Source organism: Sphingopyxis sp. GW821-FHT10B01 (assembly GCF_059415685.1).
Window position 1 is genome coordinate 224,639 of the sequence record NZ_JBWKNS010000003.1, and the last position, 18,377, is coordinate 243,015.

The following is an 18,377-nucleotide window of genomic DNA, read 5'->3' on the forward strand; positions in this document are numbered from 1 at the left end:
ATTGTCACATTCTGAACGATCCATTCATTGCAGCGACAGCCGCAATCGCCATTTACGGCGTGGACCGCGACCCAAAGGGCGTGGCCGATAAAAAGCAGAAGGAAAATAACATGAAGAAATTCGCAGTTGCAGCCGCTCTCCTGACGGCCATCGTTGCAACCCCCGCCATGGCAGCTGACGGTGAAGGCCGCGTCGAAGTACGCGGCGGTTATGTCACCGGCAGCGGCCTTGACGACGCCACGCTTGGCGCGGCGGCTGGCTATGATTTCAACCTCGGCTCGAGCGCATTTGCGGGTGTCGAAATCGCAGGCGACAAGGTCCTCGTCGACGGCGCCAAGGTCCAGTTCTCGTCGGGCGCCCGCGCCGGTGCCAAGGTTGGCGCCAACGGCAAGGCCTATGTGAACGCCGGCTACACCTTCGGCCAGATCGACGATCCGTATGTCGGTGCCGGCTATCAGCACAAGCTGGGCCAGAACCTGTACGCCAAGGCCGAATATCGCCACCAGTTCATCGAGAACTTCAGCGACTTCGACACCTTCGCAGTCGGCCTCGGCTTCGCTTTCTGATCTTTCGGACCAGCGAAAACGAAAAGAGAGGGGCGGCCTGCGGGTCGCCCCTTTTCATTTGTGCGGCATCCGGCCACGGTGCGCCGGTGACGGCATGGGTATATATCGGCGCGGCGCTGGCCGAAATCGCGGGCTGCTTCGCTTTCTGGGCGTGGCTGCGGCTGGATAAGCCGGTGTGGTGGATCGCTCCCGGCATGGCGTCGCTGGCGTTGTTCGCCTATTTGCTCACGCTCGTCGACGCCGAGCATGCCGGACGCACTTATGCTGCCTATGGCGGCGTCTATATCGTGTCGGCGCTGATCTGGCTGTGGGCAGTCGAGGGGGCGAAGCCCGATCGCTGGGATCTGATCGGCGCCGCTGTGTGCCTCGGCGGCGCAGCAATCATCCTGTTCGGCCCGCGCGGGACCTAGCCCGCGTTCGGCAGCGCCTGTTCGACCAGCGGCGCCAATCCCTCTGCCACGACCTTCACCCCCTTCGCATTGGGATGCATATTGTCGCTCAGCATCAGCGATTTGTCGGTGACGACATTGTCGAGGATAAACGGGTAGAAGCTCACCTCATATTTGCTCGCGAGTTCGGGATAGATGGGGTTGAACTTTTTCGCATAGTCGCTGCCCATGTTGGGCGCCGCCATCATGCCGGTGAGCAGCACCGGGATCTCGCGCTTTTTCAGTTCGGCGAGCATGGCGTCGAGATTGGCGCGCGTCTGGTCGGGGCCGATCCCGCGCAGCATGTCGTTGCCGCCGAGCCCGAGAACGACGAGCGCGGGCTTCGCCTTCGCATTGTCGAGCACATAGGTCAGGCGCTGCCGCCCTGCGGCGGTGGTGTCGCCCGAGACACCCGCATTCTGGACGCGCGCGACGACGCCGTCGTCGGTGAGCGCAGCCTGCAATTGCGGCGACAATCCCTCCTTCGGGCCGAGCTGATAGCCGGCGTAGAGACTGTCGCCGAAGGCGATGACGAGCGGCGCGTCGGCGGGGATCGCGGGCACTGCTTTCGCCGCGACCTTGTCACTGGTCGAAGCCGACGGGTTTTCCGCCGATCCGCACGCGGCAAGCGGTTGGCAAAGCGCAATCGCGCAACCATATATCGACAAAGAGCGCCATCCGGCCGTTCTCATTTCAAAGGGTCCCTTCTTGACCGATGCGCCTCGACCTTCGCCAGACCTGGCGATCGCCGCCCATAATGTGACGCTCACGCTCGGAAGCGACAAGGCCCCTGTCGAAATATTGCGCGGCGTCGACCTGGAAGTGCCCGCGGGTGCCTCGGTCGCGCTGCTCGGGCCGTCGGGATCGGGAAAAAGCTCGCTGATGGCGGTGCTCGCCGGGCTCGAACGCGCCAATGGCGGCAGCATTCGTGTCGCAGGGCTCGATTTCACCACGATGGACGAGGACGATCTCGCAAGGGCGCGCCGCGGACGCATCGGCATCGTGCTTCAGGCCTTCCACCTGCTGCCGACGATGACGGCGCTGGAAAATGTCGCGGTGCCGCTGGAACTGGCGGGCATGGCCGATCCGTTCGGGCGCGCGGCTGCCGAACTCGAAGCCGTCGGACTCGGCCACCGCCTGACGCATTATCCCGCGCAGCTGTCGGGCGGCGAGCAACAGCGCGTCGCGATTGCGCGCGCGATGGCAGGCTCACCGGCGATCATCTTTGCCGACGAGCCAACGGGCAATCTCGACACCGCAACCGGACAGGCGATCATCGAACTGATCTTTGCGCGCCGCGCCGCGCTGGGCGCGACTCTGCTCATCATCACCCACGACCCCGAACTCGCCGAGCATTGCGATCGCGTCGTCGTGATGCACGACGGGAAAATCGAAGAGCGGGCGGCGTGAGTTTTCCCCAATTCCGTTCGCATCGAGCCCTTCGACTGCCTTGGCAGGCGCTCAGGATAAACTTCGGCCTTCGGCCGAAGTCGAGATGCCCGTCGGCCTTGCGCTGCTCCGATGGGTGTCTCGACTTCGCTCGACACGAACGGGTGGCGGAGGTTTTGCTCTGATGCTGCCGCTCGCCACGCTTTGGCGGATCGCGCGCCGCGACCTCGCGGCGCGCATCCGTGGTCTGCGCCTCCTCGCGATCTGCCTGTTCCTTGGGGTTGCGACGCTGGCGGCGATTGGCAGCCTGACGCGCGGCATCACGTCCGAGCTGGAAGTGCGCGGGCAGACGATCCTCGGCGGCGACGTCGAATTCAGCCTGCCGCAGCGCGAAGCGACTCCTGCGGAAATGGCCGGTTTTCGCCGCGTCGGCACGCCCTCGGCGACCGTGCGGCTGCGCGCGATGGCGAACGATCCCGACGGCGAGGCGTTGCTGTCCGAGCTGAAGGCGGTCGACGGCGCCTATCCGCTCTATGGCATAATGCGGCTGGAGAGCGGCGTGCGCAAAGGGCCGCCGCCGCCGGGCGGCATCTGGATCGGCAAGGACCTCGTCTCGCGATTGGGCCTGAAGGTCGGCGAACGCGTGAAGTTCGGCGAGACGAGCTTCCTGATCGACGGCGTGATCGCCGAGGAACCAGACCGTCTGGGCGAGGGCTTCACGCTCGGCCCGGTTGCTATCATCGGGCTGGCCGACTTGCCCGCGACGCAGTTGATCCAGCCGGGCAGCCTGTACGAGAGCAAATATCGCGTCCGCCTGCCGGGCAGCGCGAACCCCGAAGCGGTCGGCAAGGCGCTGACAACCGAATTCCCCGACGCCGGCTGGGACGTCACCGACAGCAGCAACGGCGCGCCGGGAACGCGGCGCTTCATCGAGCGCATGGGCCAGTTCCTGTCGCTCGTCGGCCTCGCCGCGCTGGTGATCGCCGGGATCGGCGTCGGCAACGGCGTCGCGAGCTATCTTGCGGGCAAGCGCCCCGGGCTTGCGACGCTGAAAGTGCTCGGCGCCGATAGCGGCACGGTGGCGCGCATTTACGGGCTTCAGATCCTTGCGGTCGCGGCAGTGTCGATCGTCGCGGGGCTGATCGTCGGCGCGCTCGCGCCCGCGATCATCGGTGCGATTGCGGGCGATGTGCTGCCGGTCAAACCCGGCGTTGCCATCTATCCGCTGCCGCTCGCGGTGAGCGCGGCCTATGGCCTGCTGATCGCGATCGCCTTTGCCCTGCCCCCGCTCGCGGCGACGCGGCATGTTCCCGCTGCGGGCCTTTACCGCGCGACGGTGAGCGGTGCGGCGCGGATCGACCGGCCGACGGTGATCGCCGTCGCCGCGGCGCTGGCCGCGATTATTGCGCTGGCAGTCGGCACCGCGCGCGAGCCGCTGTTCGCATTGGGTTTCATCGGCGCTGCGATCGGGCTGCTGCTCATCCTCGTCGGGCTCGGCTGGCTGGTCCGCCGTACCGCGAGCCGCCTGCCGCGGCCGAAACGTCCGCTGTTCCGCCTCGCACTCGCGAACCTGCACCGCCCCGGTGCCGCGACGGGCGCGCTCGTGGTGGCGCTCGGGCTGGGGCTCACGCTGTTCGTGACGCTCGCGGCGATCCAGACGAGCATCACCGCCGAAATCCGCTCGACCGTACCGCAGCGCGCGCCGAGCTTCTTCGTGCTCGACGTGCCGCGTACCGAGACCGCGCGTTTCCGGACGATGGTGACGGGAGCCGACCCCAAGGCCGAAATCAATATGATCCCCGCGCTGCGCGGCAGCGTCACCGAATTCGCCGGACAGCGCGTCGACGCGCTTGCCGAACTGCCCGAAGGGGCATGGGTGCTGCGCGGCGACCGTGGGCTGACCTACAGCCCCGTTCTGCCCAACGGCAGCGAACTCGTCGGCGGAAAATGGTGGGCGGCCGATTACAAGGGGCCGCCGCTGGTCAGCGTCGAGCAGGATGTCGCGACGTCGCTCGGGCTCAAGCTGGGCGACACGCTGTCGGTCAATGTGCTGGGGGTCGAGGTGCAGGCAAAGGTCGCGTCGTTCCGCACCGTGAATTGGGACAATTTCGGGCTCAACTATGTGCTCGTTTTTTCGCCCGGCACTTTCGACGCGGCGCCGCACAATATGGTCGCGACGGTGGCGGTTGGCCCCGAGGCCGAAACCGCGCTATCGCGCAGCATCCCGCGCGCCTTTCCGTCGGCCTCGCTGATCGCGGTGCGCGATGTGGTGTCGCAGGTCACGACCTTGCTCACGCAGATGAGCCAGGCAATTGCGGCGGCGGCGAGCATTGCGATCCTTGCCGGCATCGCGGTGCTGATCGGTGCAATTGCGGCGAGCCGCGAGCGGCGCGTTTACGACAGCGTGATCCTGAAGCTGCTCGGCGCGACGCGCGGGCAGATCCTCGGCGCGCAGGGTATGGAATATGCGGTGCTCGCGGGCATCCTCGCGGTGCTCGCGCTTGGGCTGGGGCTTGCGGGCGCGTGGTATGTCGTGACGCAGCTGTTCGACTTCACCTTTGCGCCCGACCCGTTCATCGTCGGCGCCACGCTGCTGGGCGGCGCGGGGCTGTCGTTCCTGATCGGGATCGCGGGGAGTTGGCCCTTGCTGTCGGCAAAGCCGGCACAGGCGCTGCGCAGCCTCTAACCCATATCCGTTCGTGTCGAGCGAAGTCGAGACACCCAGAAGGCGTGCACCAACGAGGGGCATCTCGACTTCGGCCGAAGGCCGAAGTTTATCCTGAGCGCCTGCCAAGGCAGTCGAAGGGCTCGATGCGAACGGAAGTAAAAGTTAGGTCAGGAGGCGGAGCAGCGCCGACATCCCGGCGACGCCGAGCACGGCGGCGACAATGCCGCGCCACACGGGCACGGGGACGCGGCCGAACAGCCGGGTCCCGACATGGTCACCGATCACCATGGGCACGAAGAGCAGCAGCGACAGGGTGAAGAGTTTCATCGCCGCAAGGCCAAGCCAGAGCGAGGCGAGCGTCCCCGCAATCGCGGTGGCGAAAAAGACGAGCATCATCGACGCACGCGCAACGCCGGGTTCGATCCGCTGGCGCAGGTAAAAGGGCACGACGGGCGGGCCGGGCATCGCGGCAAAGCCGGTGAGGATACCCGACGCAATCCCGGTCAGACCGATCGAGACGCGCCCCGGCCGGTGGCCGTCGGGGTGCTGCGGCATCAGGATCAGCAGGAAGGCGGCGATGGCGATCACCGCGATCAGCAGCCGCGCGACGTCGGGGGTTACCGCCTTCAGCGCGATCATGCCGATCGGCGTCGCGAGCATCGCGAGCAGGCCGATCGGCACCGCAGTGCGGCGGTCGGCGCCCGCTGCGATCCGCCCGAAACCGACCGGACCGATCAATAGCTGCAGCAAGATGCCGAGCACCACCGCCTCGCCCGGCGGCATGATCAGGCCGAGCAAGGGCACGAGGATGATCGCCATGCCGAAGCCAGTGAGGCCGCGCACGAAGGCGGCGCCAAAGGTCATCGCCGCGGCCCCCGCGAAAGTCAGCGGAGCGATACCGACGAGGTGCGACAGGTCGTTCAAGCGGCGTGCGCCACAACTGGCGTGCGGAAGGCGGGTCGGAAGGGCAGCACTTGTTTCCCCGGCAGCGGATCGGTCGGCCCGGCCGATACCCCACGAATGCCGGGGCGGCTAGCCCTCGCCGCTCAGGTCAGCGGCCAGAGTTTGCCGACCGGCCGTTCGAGCACCTGCGCGGCGATGCTGTGCAATCGCTGCGGGGCGAGACGCCCTGTGCTTGCCGCCTGCCCCAGCCAGGTTTCGATCGATCCGCCGGTGTCGATCCATTTGTCCTGCCGGAGCATCCCGTAAAAAGCACCTGCGAGGACATGGATGCCGTCGTCCGATTTGCGCCAGCGGTCGGCGGGATTGCGCGCGACCCCCAGTGCCTCGGCGATCAGCTGATCGAGCGCCTGCGCAAGGTCCTCGTTCAACAGGCCGTCGAGCGTCGTATAGCCCCATTTGGGGTCATGTTCGCTGACGACGCGCGGGATCAGCGGGTCTTTCGCGAGGATGGCGAGGGTCGCCTTTGCGGCGGCGCCGTCCATCGGCACCGGCGGGTGGAGCATTTCATGCGCGGCGTTGCGCACGGTGATCGCAGTGTTCCAGTCGGCCGCCTGCAAAAAGGTCTGGCCCTGCACCTTGATGCCGTGCGGCTTGCAAAATTGCAGCAGAACCACCTCGACTTCGGGGTCGAACGTCCGGCCGGTCAGCTTTTCGTGAAGACGGATCACATCATAGGCACCGAGGTCGGCCTGAAGCTGCGCGATGCGGCCTTCGAGCGCCGCTATGCGTTCGGTACGGAACGCAGCGAAACCGGCGTTCTGCATCGCTTCGAGTACCGCCTTGACGCGCGGGGCATGGCCGGCGAACCAGCCCCAGTCCTTTTCGTTCCAGTTGCTGCTCGCGCGATAGGCGGGAAGCAGGCGCGTCTCGGGCGCCGCGGCCGCAGCGATCAGCGCGGCAAGGCTGGTGTCGTCGCCGCCCGAGAAGATGAGCGACAAGACCGGCCCGAGCAGCCCGAAACCCGCTTCGCTGGCCTCGCGCGACAAGGCGGGAATCTCGGCGCGAACCGCGGCCGGAAGGCGCGGCGCGAAGGCGTCGGCATCGGTCTGGTAATAGGGCAGATAGAGCTCTCCCCCGGCTAGCGGCCCGAGAAAGGCGAGCGCGTCGAACCCTTCGGACCCACGCACTTTCCATTGCGTGCGCATCGGCGGGCGCGGGCCTTGCGCCAGGGCGACAGAGGGAGCAGCGAGGGCGAAGGTGCCGAGCGAGGCGGCAGCAAGAAAAAGACGGCGATCCATGACCCGGGTCTAGCGCGGATCGGTGCCCCCGGCTTGAACGGACTTTGCCCGGTGCAGGATTGGCGGAAGGCCGGTCAGCGCGGTGATCGACCGCGTCAGATGCGCCTGATCGGCAAACCCCTGATCGGCGGCAAGATCGGCGAAACTGCCGTGCCAGCTGTCGAGCGCGAAGAGCGCACGCCGCGTGCGTGCCTCCAGCCGGAAGCGCTTGGGACTGACGCCATAGGCGCGGGCAAAGCCGCGGCTGACCGACGCCGGGTTGATCGCCATCCGGCGCGCCCATGGCTCGAGCGCGATGTCGGGATCGGTACGCAGCGCGGCGGCGAGCAGGTCAGGCCAGTCGTCGCGCTGCGCAGCGCCGGGCCGGAAATATTCGCAGACATATTCGGCGGCGGCCAACGGGTCGCGCTCGGCAAGCCGCGCGGCGATGTCGGGATCGGAAAGGCTGCCCGCGCCGATAGGCAATTGCCCCATTGCCGGGAGGTTGAGCACGCGCGCGCCACGTGCGCCGAACCGGTCGAGGTGCGCCGTCCAGCGGCCGTGTATCACAACCGTTCCGGGGAGCGCCGCAAAGCGCCCCTCGTCGCCCGCCTCCTCATACCCGCCGTCAAGGACCAGCGCGATATAGCCATCGGCATGGCGATGGCGTGGCAGGCATTCGCCCGCTTGATGCCGGCCGATGTCGCCCGGGCCGTTCATCGTGCCGGATCCGGGCCCAATGTCACGACCCACGCATCGGGCGGCGTGTTGAAACGGATTGGCAGGAGGCTCGTCCCGAGCCCCGCGCCGACGAACACGCGCTGGGCGCCGTCGCGAATGTCGCCGCAGGCAAAGCGGTCGCCGTAGCGCGAAACATAGCTGAGTGCGCCGATGAACGGGAAGCGGATCTGGCCACAATGCGTGTGGCCGGCGAAAATTGCCGCCACCGACGGTTTCACCGCGGGGACGATATCGGGACTGTGCGTCAGGATCAGCGGCACGCCTGGACCGAGCCGGTCCATCGCGGCGAGCGTCGCGAGCACATCGTCGTGCCCCGAATAATCGTCATCGACCCCGCCAATGACGAGCGGGCCGAGCTTGATCGCCTCGTTCTGGAGCACGCGAAGTCCGCGTCTTTCCAGCTCACCGCGCAGCGCATCGGGTTTGAACCAATGATCGTGATTGCCGGGCGCGACGACAACGCCGAGCGGCGCACGAAGGCCGCCGAGCGGTGCCACCACTTCCGCCGCCGTGTAGAGATGCGTCGCGCTGCGCTTTTCGCTGACGAGGTCGCCCGCGATCAGCACAAGGTCAGGCTTCAGCCGGTTGAGGTCGCCGACGATCCGCACCAGCCGCGCGGGCGGCATGTCGGGACCCGCGACGTGAATGTCCGACAACAACAGGATCTTCAGCGGTGGCTGACCCACCGGCCAGTCGGCAACCGCGACCGTCGCGGTGCGGATCAGCGGGTCGCGCGTCGCGTTCCAATAGCCCCTGGCGAGAAGCGCCGCGCCGATGAACGCCAGCAACGAAAGCCAGCGCAGCCACCGGCGCGGGCGACGCTTCTCCGCCGCGATCAATCGCGAAGATCCGGCGGGGTCGCCTCACCCTTCAGCATCGCGATGGCTTCGGCGAGCGGCATGATGCGCTGGCCGTCCTGCCCGAGCGTGCGGATCGCGACGGTGCCTTCTTCGGCTTCGCGATTGCCTACGACCAGCAGATACGGAACCTTGGCAAGGCTGTGTTCGCGGACCTTGTAGTTGATCTTCTCGTTGCGGACGTCGCTTTCCACGCGGATGCCCGCCGCGGTAAGCTGCGCCACCGCGTCCTTGGCGTATGCGTCGGCGTCGCTGACGATCGTCGCGACGACCGCCTGCACGGGCGCAAGCCAGGTCGGGAAGCGGCCGGCGAAATGCTCGATCAATATGCCGATGAAGCGCTCGTACGTGCCGAGGATCGCGCGGTGGAGCATCACCGGGCGATGCCGCTCGCCATCCTCGCCGATATACGACGCATCGAGGCGCTCGGGCATCACGCGGTCGGACTGGATCGTCCCGCACTGCCACGTCCGGCCGATCGCGTCGGTCAGGTGGAATTCGAGCTTGGGCGCATAGAAGGCGCCCTCGCCCGGCAGTTCTTCCCAGCCATAATCGTCGTTCGCCATGCCGGCGCGCTCGACGGCTTCGCGAAGCTCGGCCTCGGCCTTGTCCCACATCTCTTCGGTGCCGAAGCGCATGTCGGGGCGCAGCGCGAGCTTCACCGCATATTTCTCGAAGCCGAGCTGTTTGTAGACGCGATCGAGCAGCGCGCAGAAATCGCGCACTTCGTCGACGATCTGGTCTTCGCGGCAGAAGATATGGCCGTCGTCCTGTGTGAACTGGCGCACGCGCATGATGCCGTGCAGCGCGCCGTGCGGCTCGTTGCGGTGGCAACAGCCCATTTCGGCCATGCGCAGCGGCAGGTCGCGATACGACTTCATGCCCTGACGGAAGATCAGGACGTGCGCGGGGCAGTTCATCGGCTTGAGCGCCATCCACTCGGCGTCGTCGGAGACGATCGGACCTTCGTCTTCGATATTCGGGACCTCGTCGGGGATCACGAACATATTCTCGCGATATTTGCCCCAGTGACCCGATTGCTCCCACTGCTTGGCGTCCATCACCTGCGGGGTCTTGACCTCCTGATAGCCCGAGCCGTCGATCGCGCGGCGCATATAGGCCTCGAGCTCGCGGTAGATGCGGTAACCCTTCGGGTGCCAGAAGACGCTGCCGTGCGCCTCTTCCTGCAGGTGGAACAGGTCCATCTCGCGGCCGATCTTGCGGTGGTCGCGCTTCGCGGCCTCTTCGAGGCGGACGAGATGCTCATTGAGCTGCTTCTTGTTGAGCCAGCCGGTGCCGTAAATGCGGCTGAGCTGGGCATTCTTCTGGTCGCCGCGCCAATAGGCGCCCGAAACGCGCGTCAGCTTGAACGCGGCGGGGTCGAGCTTGCCCGTCGAGGCCAAATGCGGCCCGCGGCACATGTCCATCCAGCCGTCGCCCGAGCGATAGACGGTGAGTTCCTCGCCCTCTGGCAGTTCGACCGCCCATTCGGCCTTGAAGCTCTCGCCCTCGGCCGCCCATTTGGCGATCAGCTTGTCGCGCTCCCACACTTCGCGCGTCAGCGGCAGATCGGCGGCGATGATGCGGCGCATCTCCTCCTCGATCAGCGGAAGTTCGTCGTCGCGGAACGGGCCATGCTCGGCGGTCGGCGCGAAGTCGTAATAGAAGCCGTCGCCCGTCGACGGGCCGAAGGTGATCTGCGTGCCCGGAAACAGGTTCTGCACCGCTTCGGCCAGCACATGCGCATAGTCGTGGCGGAAGAGTTCGAGCGCGTCGGCCTCGTCGCGGCTCGTCACCAGCGACAGGTTCGTGTCTTCCTCGAGCGGGCGCATGATGTCGCGCAGCTCGCCGTCGATCTTCGCGGCGAGCGCGGCCTTGGCGAGGCCGGGTCCGATGTCCGCCGCGATCTGCAGCGCGGTAGTGCCGCGCACGACTTCACGGGCAGAGCCATCGGGAAGGGTGACACGGATCATTTCGGACATCGAAAATACAGCCTTTCTGGGCAAAATTGCCGCGCCCCTTTGCCAGCATGCGATATGGGCGGCAAGGGGCCGATTCACAACAAGCCTTGTAATGATACAATGTATCCTTATCTCGCGAGCACGCCCTCCCGCGAAAGAAACCCCATGTGCCTCCCCGCCGCGCGCCCGCGCCTTGCCGACCTGACGGGGATTGCCCTGTCGTTCACCTGCCTGATCCATTGCCTCGCGCTGCCGCTGCTCCTTCTGCTCGCCCCGGCGCTCAGCCGCTGGATCGTGCTGCCCGAGGGGGTTCATGCGGCGATCCTGCTGCTCGCCTTGCCCGCGGCGGCGATCGCGATGCGCGATGGGTGGCGGCGGCATCGGCGCCTGACGCCGGGCCTGCTCGCGGTCGTCGGGCTTGGCTTACTAGCGACAGGTCTCGCGGCGCACGAAGGCTGGTTCGCGGTTGCCGGCCCCGAGGCCGCAGACAGGTTGCTGACATCGGCCGGCGCGCTCACCCTCGCCGCCGCGCACCTCGTCAACTGGCGCTGGCGTCACCGCGGCGGCGGGCATAAGCTGGGGGCATGACCGACGCCCCGCCCCACAGCATCGCCGCGATCCTGCCCTGCACCGACCTCGACGCCAGTACCGCTTTCTATGAAAAGCTCGGCCTGTCGGTCGTCAGCGATCATGGCAGCTATCGGTTGCTCGAAGACGGTAAAGGCTGGCAATTGCATCTGACGAACGAGTCGCCCGAGGGGTGGCTGGTGCCGGGGCAAAATCCCTTCGGCCTGTACCTCTATACCGAACGCGTCACAGAACTGGCGGAGCGAGTACGCGACGATATTCTCGAACGCGAGAAGGCGCCGACGCACAAGCCGTGGGGCATGTATGAGTTCGCACTGTCGGACCCCGACGAGACGCTGGTGCGCATCGGCTGGCCGAGCCGGCTGGTGGGTTGAGCGCCCTCCTTTGAATGGGAAGCTTGTCGTTATGCATAGCTTCCTTGACAAATTGCGAGCAGATAGGTAAATTGTGCTTGTCATTTTATGGAGCACCCTTGACATGTCGACCTATAAGAGCCCCGCTATCCGACGCTACACGATCCGCCTCGCGGTGCTGATGAGCCTCTATGCCCTCCTGATCTTTGCCGCGGGCTGGACCTTCCGGCATAGCGAGATTGCAGGGCTTCCAGCCTACGCGCTGGCGATCGCGCCGGCGCTGCCGATCATCGGCGTGTTCTGGGCCGTGATGCGCCTGCTGGTCGAAGAGAGCGATGAATTCATCCGGATGCTGCACGTCCGGCAGTGCCTGTTCGCTACGGGCTTTTGCCTGATGGTGATGACAATCTGGGAGTTTCTGCAGAATTACGGCCTCGTGCCGGCCGGGAACGGCGGCTTCGGCGCAGCCTTTTTCTGGTTTATCGGCCTCGGGCTGGGTGCGGTTTATAACCGGATCACGATAGGCGCGATCGGCACCCAAGCGTGAAAAACCGCCTGAAGGTGCTGCGTGCCGAACGCGACTGGAGCCAGAGCGATCTTGCCGATCATTTGCAGGTGTCGCGCCAGTCGGTCAATGCGATCGAAACAGGGAAATATGACCCGTCGCTGCCGCTCGCCTTTCGCATCGCCGACGTCTTTGGCCTGCCGATCGAAGACATATTCCTGCGCGAGGGATAATCGGACGGATCGGCGCGCCACCCTTGCGGCAGAGAGCCTCTCCCGCTACGGCGACGGCCAGCCGGAAAGGAGCCTTCCCCATGTTCAAGCGCCTGTTCGTCGACCACCCGAAGAGCGTCGATGAGAATTACGTCGAGCATTTCGGCGTCGCGTCGAAATTCGGCGTCACGATGATCTATGGCGGGGTCTGCGCGCTGATCCACGCGATCGTCCCCGGCTGGTGCATCACCACGGGCAGCGACACGATCCAGCGGCTCAACCATATCATGGTCGAAAAGCGGCGCGCCAAGGGGCAGGCCATGATGCAGATGAGCACGATCGACTGGGTCATCTGATCCGCGTGCGTTTCGTCCACGCACTATATTCACCGTTCACATCGAGCGAAGTCGAGATGCCCCTCGGCTTGGCGCCCGCGCGATGGGTGTCTCGACTTCGCTCGACACGAACGGAATTGATTGGACAGCTTCATGGCTGATCCCGCGCCCCCCGATTATCTCGACCGCACGGGCCGCCCGCGGCTCGCCTATCGTCATACACCCGGCACTGGCCCGACGATCGTTTTCCTGCCGGGCTATATGTCCGACATGGCGGGAGGCAAGGCGACCGCGCTGTTCGACTGGGCGGCGGCCGAGGGCCATGCGTGCCTGCTGCTCGATTATGCCGGATGCGGATTGTCGGACGGATTGTTCGCCGATCAGACCCTGCTCGACTGGCGCGGCGATGTGCTCGACCTGATCGACGCGAAGGCCGAGGGGCCGGTGATCATCACCGGATCGTCGATGGGCGGATGGCTGATGCTGCTCACCGCATTGGCACTGGTCCAGCGCGACGGACCAAGCCGGGTGGCGGGGCTTGTCGGGATCGCCGCGGCGCCCGATTTCACCGACTGGGGTTTCAGCGATGCCGAAAAGGCGATCATCCTTGCCGAAGGCGCGCTGATCGAAGAGACGCCGTACAGCGATCAGCCCTATATGACGACGCGCGCTTTCTTCCAGTCGGGTGAAGCGAACCGCCTGCTCGGCAGCGAAATTCCCCTCACCTGCCCCGTTCGCCTGCTCCACGGCGAAGAGGATGGCGATGTGCCGTCCGGGATCAGCCTGCGCCTGTCTGCGGCGCTCGCCAGCGCGGATGTGCAGGTGACGCTGGTCAAGGGCGGCGACCACCGCCTGTCGCGCGATACCGATATCGCGCTGCTCGTCGACACGGTCGCGCGGCTCGCGACGTCCAGCTAGAGGATTATCATGGCCCGCAGCGACTTCCGGTTCCTCGTCTCCAAACGCGTCCGCTATGCCGAGATCGACGCGCAGGCGGTGGTGTTCAACAGCCGCTACCTCGAATATTTCGATATCGGAATCACCGAATATTGGCGCGGCGTCGGGGTTTACGATCGCTGGCCGGCGCATAGCAGCCCCGAGTTCCACGTCGCCCGCGCCGAGGTCAATTATCGCGCACCGATCCTCCTCGACGAGGAAATCGACATTTGCGTGCGCGTCTCGCGCGTCGGCAACAGTTCAATGACCTATTTGTTCGAGCTGCACGCGGCGGGCAAGGACGACCTGCGCGCCGACGGGCAGCTGATTTATGTCCATGTCGCCGAGGCGCAGGGCGCGCCGGCACCGGTGCCGGACGAATTCCTATTCTTGTTCGAAGCGTTTGAAGATCGGTCCCTTCGCGCCTAATATGGCGTCATGATCAAATATCTTCACACGATGATCCGCGTGTCGGATCCGGACGCAACCGTCGATTTCTTCAAGTTGATCGGGCTGGAAGAGACCCGCCGTTTCGACAGCGAGCAGGGGCGTTTCACGCTGATCTTTCTTGCCGCGCCCGGGCAAGGCGACGTCGCCGAGGTGGAGCTGACCTATAACTGGCCGCCCGCCGACGGCAGCGCGCCGGAAGAATATGGCGGCGGCCGCAATTTCGGGCATCTCGCGTACCGCGTCGACGACATCTATGCGACGTGCCAGCGGCTGATGGACGCCGGGGTGACGATCAACCGCCCGCCGCGCGACGGCCATATGGCCTTTGTGCGTTCGCCTGACGGTATTTCGGTCGAGCTGCTTCAGGAAGGTCATCTTCCGCCGCAGGAACCCTGGGCATCGATGCCGAACACCGGCGCCTGGTAAGGACCGCGCGATGCCGGGCCTGTTGATCAACATCGACGTGCCCGATCTCGCCGCTGGAGAGCATTTCTATACCGGGGCCCTTGGCCTGACCGTCGCCCGGCGGTTCGACGATGATATCGTCGAGCTCGCCGGTTGCGAGGTGGCGATCTATTTGATCCGGAAGCGCGCCGGATCATCGATCGGCCCCGAAGCCGGCGACTTTCGCCGTTACAACCGGCACTGGACTCCGGTGCATCCCGATTTCATCGTCGCCGACCTCGACCTTGCCGTCGCGCACGCTCTTTCGGCGGGCGCGGTGCAAGAAGGCGAGACATTGGACCTGCCCTATGGCAGGCAGGCAATGTTCGCCGACCCGTTCGGCCACGGATTCTGCCTGATCGAGTTTAACGACAGGGGTTACGACGCCCTTGCGACCTGAACGGGCAAACCAAGGCCCAAAAGCCTTCGCTCCGTCTTCAAGGAGCGAAGGGCTGGAAAGGAGATATCATGGCTGCGCTGGACATCGTCCGTATCCCCGTCCTCAGCGACAATTATGTCTGGCTGGTCCATGACCCCGAAAGTGGTGCGACGATGGTCGTCGACCCCGCGGTCGCCGAGCCGGTGCTCGCAGCGGCAGCCGAACGCGGCTGGACGATCACCGATATCTGGAACACCCACTGGCACCCCGATCACACCGGCGGCAATGCCGCGATCAAGGAGGCGACCGGCTGCACGATCACCGGCCCAGCCGCCGAGTTCGCGCGCATCCCGACGCTCGATGTGCAGGTGAAGGGCGGCGACAAGGTGCGGCTCGGCCAGCATGTCGTCGAGGTCTGGGACGTGCCCGCCCACACCGCGGGCCATATTGCCTATCATTTCGCCGGGGACGCCGCGATTTTCGTCGGCGACACAATGTTTGCAATGGGTTGCGGCCGGTTGTTCGAAGGCACCGCCGAGCAAATGTTCGCCAATATGCAAAAACTCGGCACGCTCGACGATGCGACGCGCGTGTATTGCGCACACGAATATACGCTGTCGAACGCGCGCTTCGCGATAACGGTCGACCCCGACAATGACGCGCTCGCCGCGCGCCTCGCGGCGGTCGAGGCGGCGCGTGCCGTGGGCGAGGCAACGGTGCCGACGAGTATCGGCGAGGAGCGCGCGACCAATCCGTTCCTGCGCGCACCAAGCGCCGCCGAACTCGGGCGTATCCGTGCGCTGAAGGACGCGGCGTGATGCCGCCGCTTCAGCCGTCATTCATTTTCCGGCCACTAGGCTGTTCAATCCAGAGGAGACCCTGATGGCGAAGCTAAAGCTGATATGTGCTGCGGCACTTATGACAGCGACCGCGCCACTGATCGCAAGCTGCGCACCGGCAGGCGCCGGTGAGCCCGGCGCGGCTGCGCTGACGCCGAAACAGGCCGAACGGCTCGAAAAGCAACTCGCGGGCAAGGTTCCCGGCGAGCCGCTACGATGCCTCCCCAATTATCGCAGCAACGATACGATCCGCGTATCGGACAATATCCTGCTCTACCGGTCGGGCGGCAATCTCGTATACCGCAACGACCTGAAAAGCAGCTGCCCGGGCCTCGCGCGCGACAGCGACATCATGGTCGTGCGGCAATTCGGAACGTCGACCTGTGAGGGCGATTTTTTCCACCTGGTCGACCGGTCAAGCGGCATTCGCGGGCCGACATGTGTTTTTGGCGAATTCGTCCCCTATCGCAAACCGGCGGGGGACAAAGGCTGAGCCTTGGGTTCAGTCGCAGGCGGGGTCCGGTTTGCGCCGAGCTCTCGGGTCGCACCCCCGCCTGCTATTGCACAAATATAAGCCCTCCCCTTCAGGGGAGGGCAGCGAGACTTGCCAGCTTGCTGGCTTAGTCGCAGCGGGTGGGGGCCATCGGCATAGTGCTACACTGACAGCCCCCACCCCAACCCCTCCCCTGAAGGGGACGGGCTTTAGGCCTTGTACAAGGCCGCGATCTTGTCCTCATAAACCTGCTTCAGGATGTGGCGTCGGATCTTCATCGACGGCGTCATCTGCTCATTTTCGATCGTGAACGGTTCGTCGGCAAAGTCGAACTTGCGGACCTTTTCGATCACCGAGAGCTGGCCGTTGACACGGTCGACCGCGGTGCGAATCGCGGCGCGAAACTTCTCATGCTCGCGCAGGCGAACCAAATCCTTGGGCAAGCCCTCGGCCTCGGCCCATTCGGCCATCCATTCGGGATCGGGGACCAGAATGCCGACGATATGCGGGCGCTGGTCGCCATAGACCATCGCCTGCAAAATCTCGGGCTGGAGCGTCAACATGCCCTCGACACGCTGCGGCGAGACATTGTCGCCCTTGTCGTTGACGATCAGATCCTTCTTGCGGTCGGTGATGACGATACGGCCCTTGTCATCGATATGGCCGATGTCGCCGGTGTGCAGCCAGCCATCGACGAGCACGCGCTCGGTCTCGGCCTTGTTGCGCCAATACCCCTTCATCACCAGTTCGCCGCGCACCAATATTTCGCCATCGTCGGCGATGCGGACCTCGGTGTTCATCAGCGGCGGGCCGACGGTGTCCATCTTGATGCCCGCGCTCGGGCGGTTGCAGCTGATCACCGGCCCCGCCTCGGTCTGGCCATAGCCCTGCAGCAAGGTCAGCCCGATCGAGTGGAAGAAGACGCCGATTTCGGGATTGAGCGGCGCGCCGCCCGACACCAGTGCCTTCATCCGGCCGCCGAAGCGTTTCTGGATCTTGGGCCGGAACAATTTGTCGAGGATCAGGTCGACCGGCCGGTCGAGCACCCCCATGCGGCACTCATAATCCTTTTCGCCGACGCGCAGCGCCTGACGCAGCATCCAGTTCGCGAGCTTGCCCTGCTTCTCGACCGACTTGATCATCCGCGCGCGGATCACTTCGAACAGGCGCGGGACGACGACCATGATCGTCGGGCTTGTCTCCTCGATGTTCGAGACGAGCTTTTCGAGCCCCTCGCTGTAATAGATTTGCGCGCCGACCATGATCGGCAGGAACTGGCCGCCCGAATGCTCATAGGCGTGGCTGAGCGGCAGGAACGACAGGAACACCTCCTCGTCGCCGATGCCGAAATCGTTGACGAGCACTTCCGCGGCGCCCGCGGCGTTGTGCAGGATCGCGCCATGGTGCTGCATCACCCCGCGCGGCGCGCCGCCGGTGCCGCTGGTGTAGATCAGGCACGCGGTATCCTCGCGCTTGACCCCCAGCCCGCGTGCCTTGGTTTCCTCGACCCACGCCTCGCCGCCCTGCACCAGCGGATCCCAGTCGTGGACCGCAACGTCGCCCTGCTGGCCGACGCGCAGGCTTTCCATGCTGATGACGATATGCGCGTCGGAGCGCATCACCGCGGGCATCAGCGTCCGCGCGAGCTTTGCGGTCGAGACGATCACCGCCTTCGCGCCGCTGTTGTCGAGGATATGCTGATGATCGCGCTCGGTGTTGGTCGTATAGGTCGGAACGGTGATGCAGCCCGCGGCCATAATGCCCAGGTCGGCGATGCACCATTCGGGGCGGTTCTCGCTGACCAGCACCACCCGGTCGCCTTCCTTGAGCCCCATTTCGCGCAGATTATGCGCCAGCGCCGACACCTGGTTCGCGACCTGCCGCCAACTCAGCGGGTGCCATGCGCGGTCGGCCTTGCGCCACAAAAAGGGATCTTCGCCGCCGCGCCCCGCACGGTCGAAGAACATCGCGACCAGACTCGGAAAATGGTCGAGATGGGGATTTACGAGCTTCATTCTGCCTCTCTCCAGGGAGATGTCATTACGTTTGTTTT

The 18,377-nt window shown here is 65.4% G+C and carries 22 protein-coding genes; 15 read left to right on the top strand and 7 right to left on the bottom strand.

The genetic code is table 11. From position 1 onward, the window contains the following. The first annotated feature begins 110 nt into the window (after positions 1 to 110). Together AC07NV_RS10045 and AC07NV_RS10050 are read left to right on the top strand one after the other, a co-directional pair. The gene (locus tag AC07NV_RS10045) at positions 111 to 566 is read left to right on the top strand and encodes an outer membrane beta-barrel protein (RefSeq protein WP_495166206.1); all 456 of its coding nucleotides are present in this window, start codon (positions 111 to 113) and stop codon (positions 564 to 566) included. Positions 567 to 652: 86 nt separating this feature from the next. Continuing rightward, positions 653 to 976, top strand: a complete 324-nt coding sequence (locus AC07NV_RS10050) for a YnfA family protein (RefSeq protein WP_495166207.1) — start codon at positions 653 to 655, stop codon at positions 974 to 976. Here AC07NV_RS10050 and AC07NV_RS10055 read toward each other — a convergent pair. Next, complete coding sequence (locus tag AC07NV_RS10055) at positions 973 to 1,686, bottom strand: arylesterase (RefSeq protein WP_495166208.1); 714 nt, start codon at positions 1,684 to 1,686, stop codon at positions 973 to 975. The genes AC07NV_RS10050 and AC07NV_RS10055 overlap by 4 nt on opposite strands. A 16-nt stretch (positions 1,687 to 1,702) precedes the next feature. Here AC07NV_RS10055 and AC07NV_RS10060 point away from each other — a divergent pair, with 16 nt between their 5' ends. Both AC07NV_RS10060 and AC07NV_RS10065 read left to right on the top strand, forming a co-directional pair. Next, a complete protein-coding gene (locus AC07NV_RS10060) occupies positions 1,703 to 2,404 on the top strand; it encodes an ABC transporter ATP-binding protein (protein ID WP_495166209.1) in 702 nt (233 codons plus the stop codon). Between the two features lie 163 nt (positions 2,405 to 2,567). After that, a complete protein-coding gene (locus AC07NV_RS10065) occupies positions 2,568 to 5,069 on the top strand; it encodes an ABC transporter permease (protein WP_495166210.1) in 2,502 nt (833 codons plus the stop codon). 144 nt (positions 5,070 to 5,213) lie between these two features. On the opposite strand, the gene AC07NV_RS10070 is transcribed toward AC07NV_RS10065, so the two are convergent. The 5 genes from AC07NV_RS10070 to thrS all read right to left on the bottom strand — a co-directional run bounded on the left by AC07NV_RS10070 (position 5,214) and on the right by thrS (position 10,811). Further along, positions 5,214 to 5,975, bottom strand: coding sequence for a sulfite exporter TauE/SafE family protein (locus tag AC07NV_RS10070; protein ID WP_495166211.1), 762 nt, complete (start codon positions 5,973 to 5,975; stop codon positions 5,214 to 5,216). 122 nt (positions 5,976 to 6,097) lie between these two features. Then, complete coding sequence (locus AC07NV_RS10075) at positions 6,098 to 7,252, bottom strand: hypothetical protein (protein ID WP_495166212.1); 1,155 nt, start codon at positions 7,250 to 7,252, stop codon at positions 6,098 to 6,100. 9 nt (positions 7,253 to 7,261) lie between these two features. Continuing rightward, complete coding sequence (locus tag AC07NV_RS10080; RefSeq protein ID WP_495166213.1) at positions 7,262 to 7,951, bottom strand: helix-turn-helix domain-containing protein; 690 nt, start codon at positions 7,949 to 7,951, stop codon at positions 7,262 to 7,264. Then, the gene (locus AC07NV_RS10085) at positions 7,948 to 8,811 is read right to left on the bottom strand and encodes a metallophosphoesterase (protein WP_495166214.1); all 864 of its coding nucleotides are present in this window, start codon (positions 8,809 to 8,811) and stop codon (positions 7,948 to 7,950) included. Before AC07NV_RS10085 ends, AC07NV_RS10080 begins: the two co-directional genes overlap by 4 nt. Beyond that, entirely contained in the window at positions 8,808 to 10,811 is a 2,004-nt protein-coding gene (gene thrS / locus AC07NV_RS10090) for a threonine--tRNA ligase (RefSeq protein ID WP_495166215.1), read from the bottom strand. Before thrS ends, AC07NV_RS10085 begins: the two co-directional genes overlap by 4 nt. A gap of 144 nt (positions 10,812 to 10,955) precedes the next feature. Here thrS and AC07NV_RS10095 point away from each other — a divergent pair, with 144 nt between their 5' ends. The 11 genes from AC07NV_RS10095 to AC07NV_RS10145 all read left to right on the top strand — a co-directional run bounded on the left by AC07NV_RS10095 (position 10,956) and on the right by AC07NV_RS10145 (position 16,324). Continuing rightward, positions 10,956 to 11,378, top strand: a complete 423-nt coding sequence (locus AC07NV_RS10095; RefSeq protein ID WP_495166216.1) for a MerC family mercury resistance protein — start codon at positions 10,956 to 10,958, stop codon at positions 11,376 to 11,378. Beyond that, entirely contained in the window at positions 11,375 to 11,752 is a 378-nt protein-coding gene (locus tag AC07NV_RS10100) for a VOC family protein (protein WP_495166217.1), read from the top strand. Before AC07NV_RS10095 ends, AC07NV_RS10100 begins: the two co-directional genes overlap by 4 nt. 103 nt (positions 11,753 to 11,855) lie before the next feature. Beyond that, complete coding sequence (locus AC07NV_RS10105; RefSeq protein WP_495166218.1) at positions 11,856 to 12,278, top strand: hypothetical protein; 423 nt, start codon at positions 11,856 to 11,858, stop codon at positions 12,276 to 12,278. After that, entirely contained in the window at positions 12,275 to 12,469 is a 195-nt protein-coding gene (locus tag AC07NV_RS10110) for a helix-turn-helix transcriptional regulator (RefSeq protein WP_495166219.1), read from the top strand. The genes AC07NV_RS10105 and AC07NV_RS10110 overlap by 4 nt, the downstream gene beginning before the upstream one ends. A gap of 80 nt (positions 12,470 to 12,549) precedes the next feature. Continuing rightward, the gene (locus AC07NV_RS10115; RefSeq protein WP_495166220.1) at positions 12,550 to 12,804 is read left to right on the top strand and encodes a DUF6356 family protein; all 255 of its coding nucleotides are present in this window, start codon (positions 12,550 to 12,552) and stop codon (positions 12,802 to 12,804) included. Positions 12,805 to 12,936: 132 nt separating this feature from the next. Then, positions 12,937 to 13,701: an alpha/beta fold hydrolase gene (locus AC07NV_RS10120; protein WP_495166221.1), complete on the top strand. Its 765-nt coding sequence runs from the start codon at positions 12,937 to 12,939 to the stop codon at positions 13,699 to 13,701. 9 nt (positions 13,702 to 13,710) lie between these two features. Then, the gene (locus AC07NV_RS10125; protein WP_495166222.1) at positions 13,711 to 14,148 is read left to right on the top strand and encodes an acyl-CoA thioesterase; all 438 of its coding nucleotides are present in this window, start codon (positions 13,711 to 13,713) and stop codon (positions 14,146 to 14,148) included. A gap of 9 nt (positions 14,149 to 14,157) precedes the next feature. Beyond that, positions 14,158 to 14,595 carry a VOC family protein gene (locus AC07NV_RS10130; protein WP_495166223.1) on the top strand — a complete coding sequence of 146 codons (438 nt, stop codon included), beginning with the start codon at positions 14,158 to 14,160 and terminating at the stop codon, positions 14,593 to 14,595. A gap of 10 nt (positions 14,596 to 14,605) precedes the next feature. Further along, complete coding sequence (locus tag AC07NV_RS10135; protein ID WP_495166224.1) at positions 14,606 to 15,013, top strand: VOC family protein; 408 nt, start codon at positions 14,606 to 14,608, stop codon at positions 15,011 to 15,013. A gap of 68 nt (positions 15,014 to 15,081) precedes the next feature. Then, positions 15,082 to 15,810 carry a hydroxyacylglutathione hydrolase gene (gloB, locus tag AC07NV_RS10140; protein WP_495166225.1) on the top strand — a complete coding sequence of 243 codons (729 nt, stop codon included), beginning with the start codon at positions 15,082 to 15,084 and terminating at the stop codon, positions 15,808 to 15,810. A 64-nt stretch (positions 15,811 to 15,874) separates the two neighbouring features. After that, the gene (locus tag AC07NV_RS10145; protein ID WP_495166226.1) at positions 15,875 to 16,324 is read left to right on the top strand and encodes a hypothetical protein; all 450 of its coding nucleotides are present in this window, start codon (positions 15,875 to 15,877) and stop codon (positions 16,322 to 16,324) included. Positions 16,325 to 16,533: 209 nt separating this feature from the next. Here AC07NV_RS10145 and AC07NV_RS10150 read toward each other — a convergent pair whose 3' ends face one another. Continuing rightward, positions 16,534 to 18,339, bottom strand: a complete 1,806-nt coding sequence (locus tag AC07NV_RS10150) for an AMP-dependent synthetase/ligase (protein ID WP_495166227.1) — start codon at positions 18,337 to 18,339, stop codon at positions 16,534 to 16,536. Positions 18,340 to 18,377 lie beyond the last annotated feature (38 nt).

Excerpts from the sequence above, each read along its gene's own strand:
- thrS (WP_495166215.1), bottom strand. The coding sequence starts at position 10,811 with ATGTCCGAAATGATCCGTGTCACCCTTCCCGATGGCTCTGCCCGTGAA.
- AC07NV_RS10065 (WP_495166210.1), top strand. The coding sequence starts at position 2,568 with ATGCTGCCGCTCGCCACGCTTTGGCGGATCGCGCGCCGCGACCTCGCG.
- AC07NV_RS10130 (WP_495166223.1), top strand. The coding sequence starts at position 14,158 with ATGATCAAATATCTTCACACGATGATCCGCGTGTCGGATCCGGACGCA.
- AC07NV_RS10075 (WP_495166212.1), bottom strand. The coding sequence starts at position 7,252 with ATGGATCGCCGTCTTTTTCTTGCTGCCGCCTCGCTCGGCACCTTCGCC.
- AC07NV_RS10095 (WP_495166216.1), top strand. The coding sequence starts at position 10,956 with ATGTGCCTCCCCGCCGCGCGCCCGCGCCTTGCCGACCTGACGGGGATT.
- AC07NV_RS10080 (WP_495166213.1), bottom strand. The coding sequence starts at position 7,951 with ATGAACGGCCCGGGCGACATCGGCCGGCATCAAGCGGGCGAATGCCTG.
- gloB (WP_495166225.1), top strand. The coding sequence starts at position 15,082 with ATGGCTGCGCTGGACATCGTCCGTATCCCCGTCCTCAGCGACAATTAT.
- AC07NV_RS10115 (WP_495166220.1), top strand. The coding sequence starts at position 12,550 with ATGTTCAAGCGCCTGTTCGTCGACCACCCGAAGAGCGTCGATGAGAAT.
- AC07NV_RS10135 (WP_495166224.1), top strand. The coding sequence starts at position 14,606 with ATGCCGGGCCTGTTGATCAACATCGACGTGCCCGATCTCGCCGCTGGA.
- AC07NV_RS10055 (WP_495166208.1), bottom strand. The coding sequence starts at position 1,686 with ATGAGAACGGCCGGATGGCGCTCTTTGTCGATATATGGTTGCGCGATT.
- AC07NV_RS10100 (WP_495166217.1), top strand. The coding sequence starts at position 11,375 with ATGACCGACGCCCCGCCCCACAGCATCGCCGCGATCCTGCCCTGCACC.
- AC07NV_RS10120 (WP_495166221.1), top strand. The coding sequence starts at position 12,937 with ATGGCTGATCCCGCGCCCCCCGATTATCTCGACCGCACGGGCCGCCCG.
- AC07NV_RS10105 (WP_495166218.1), top strand. The coding sequence starts at position 11,856 with ATGTCGACCTATAAGAGCCCCGCTATCCGACGCTACACGATCCGCCTC.
- AC07NV_RS10150 (WP_495166227.1), bottom strand. The coding sequence starts at position 18,339 with ATGAAGCTCGTAAATCCCCATCTCGACCATTTTCCGAGTCTGGTCGCG.
- AC07NV_RS10125 (WP_495166222.1), top strand. The coding sequence starts at position 13,711 with ATGGCCCGCAGCGACTTCCGGTTCCTCGTCTCCAAACGCGTCCGCTAT.
- AC07NV_RS10045 (WP_495166206.1), top strand. The coding sequence starts at position 111 with ATGAAGAAATTCGCAGTTGCAGCCGCTCTCCTGACGGCCATCGTTGCA.
- AC07NV_RS10145 (WP_495166226.1), top strand. The coding sequence starts at position 15,875 with ATGGCGAAGCTAAAGCTGATATGTGCTGCGGCACTTATGACAGCGACC.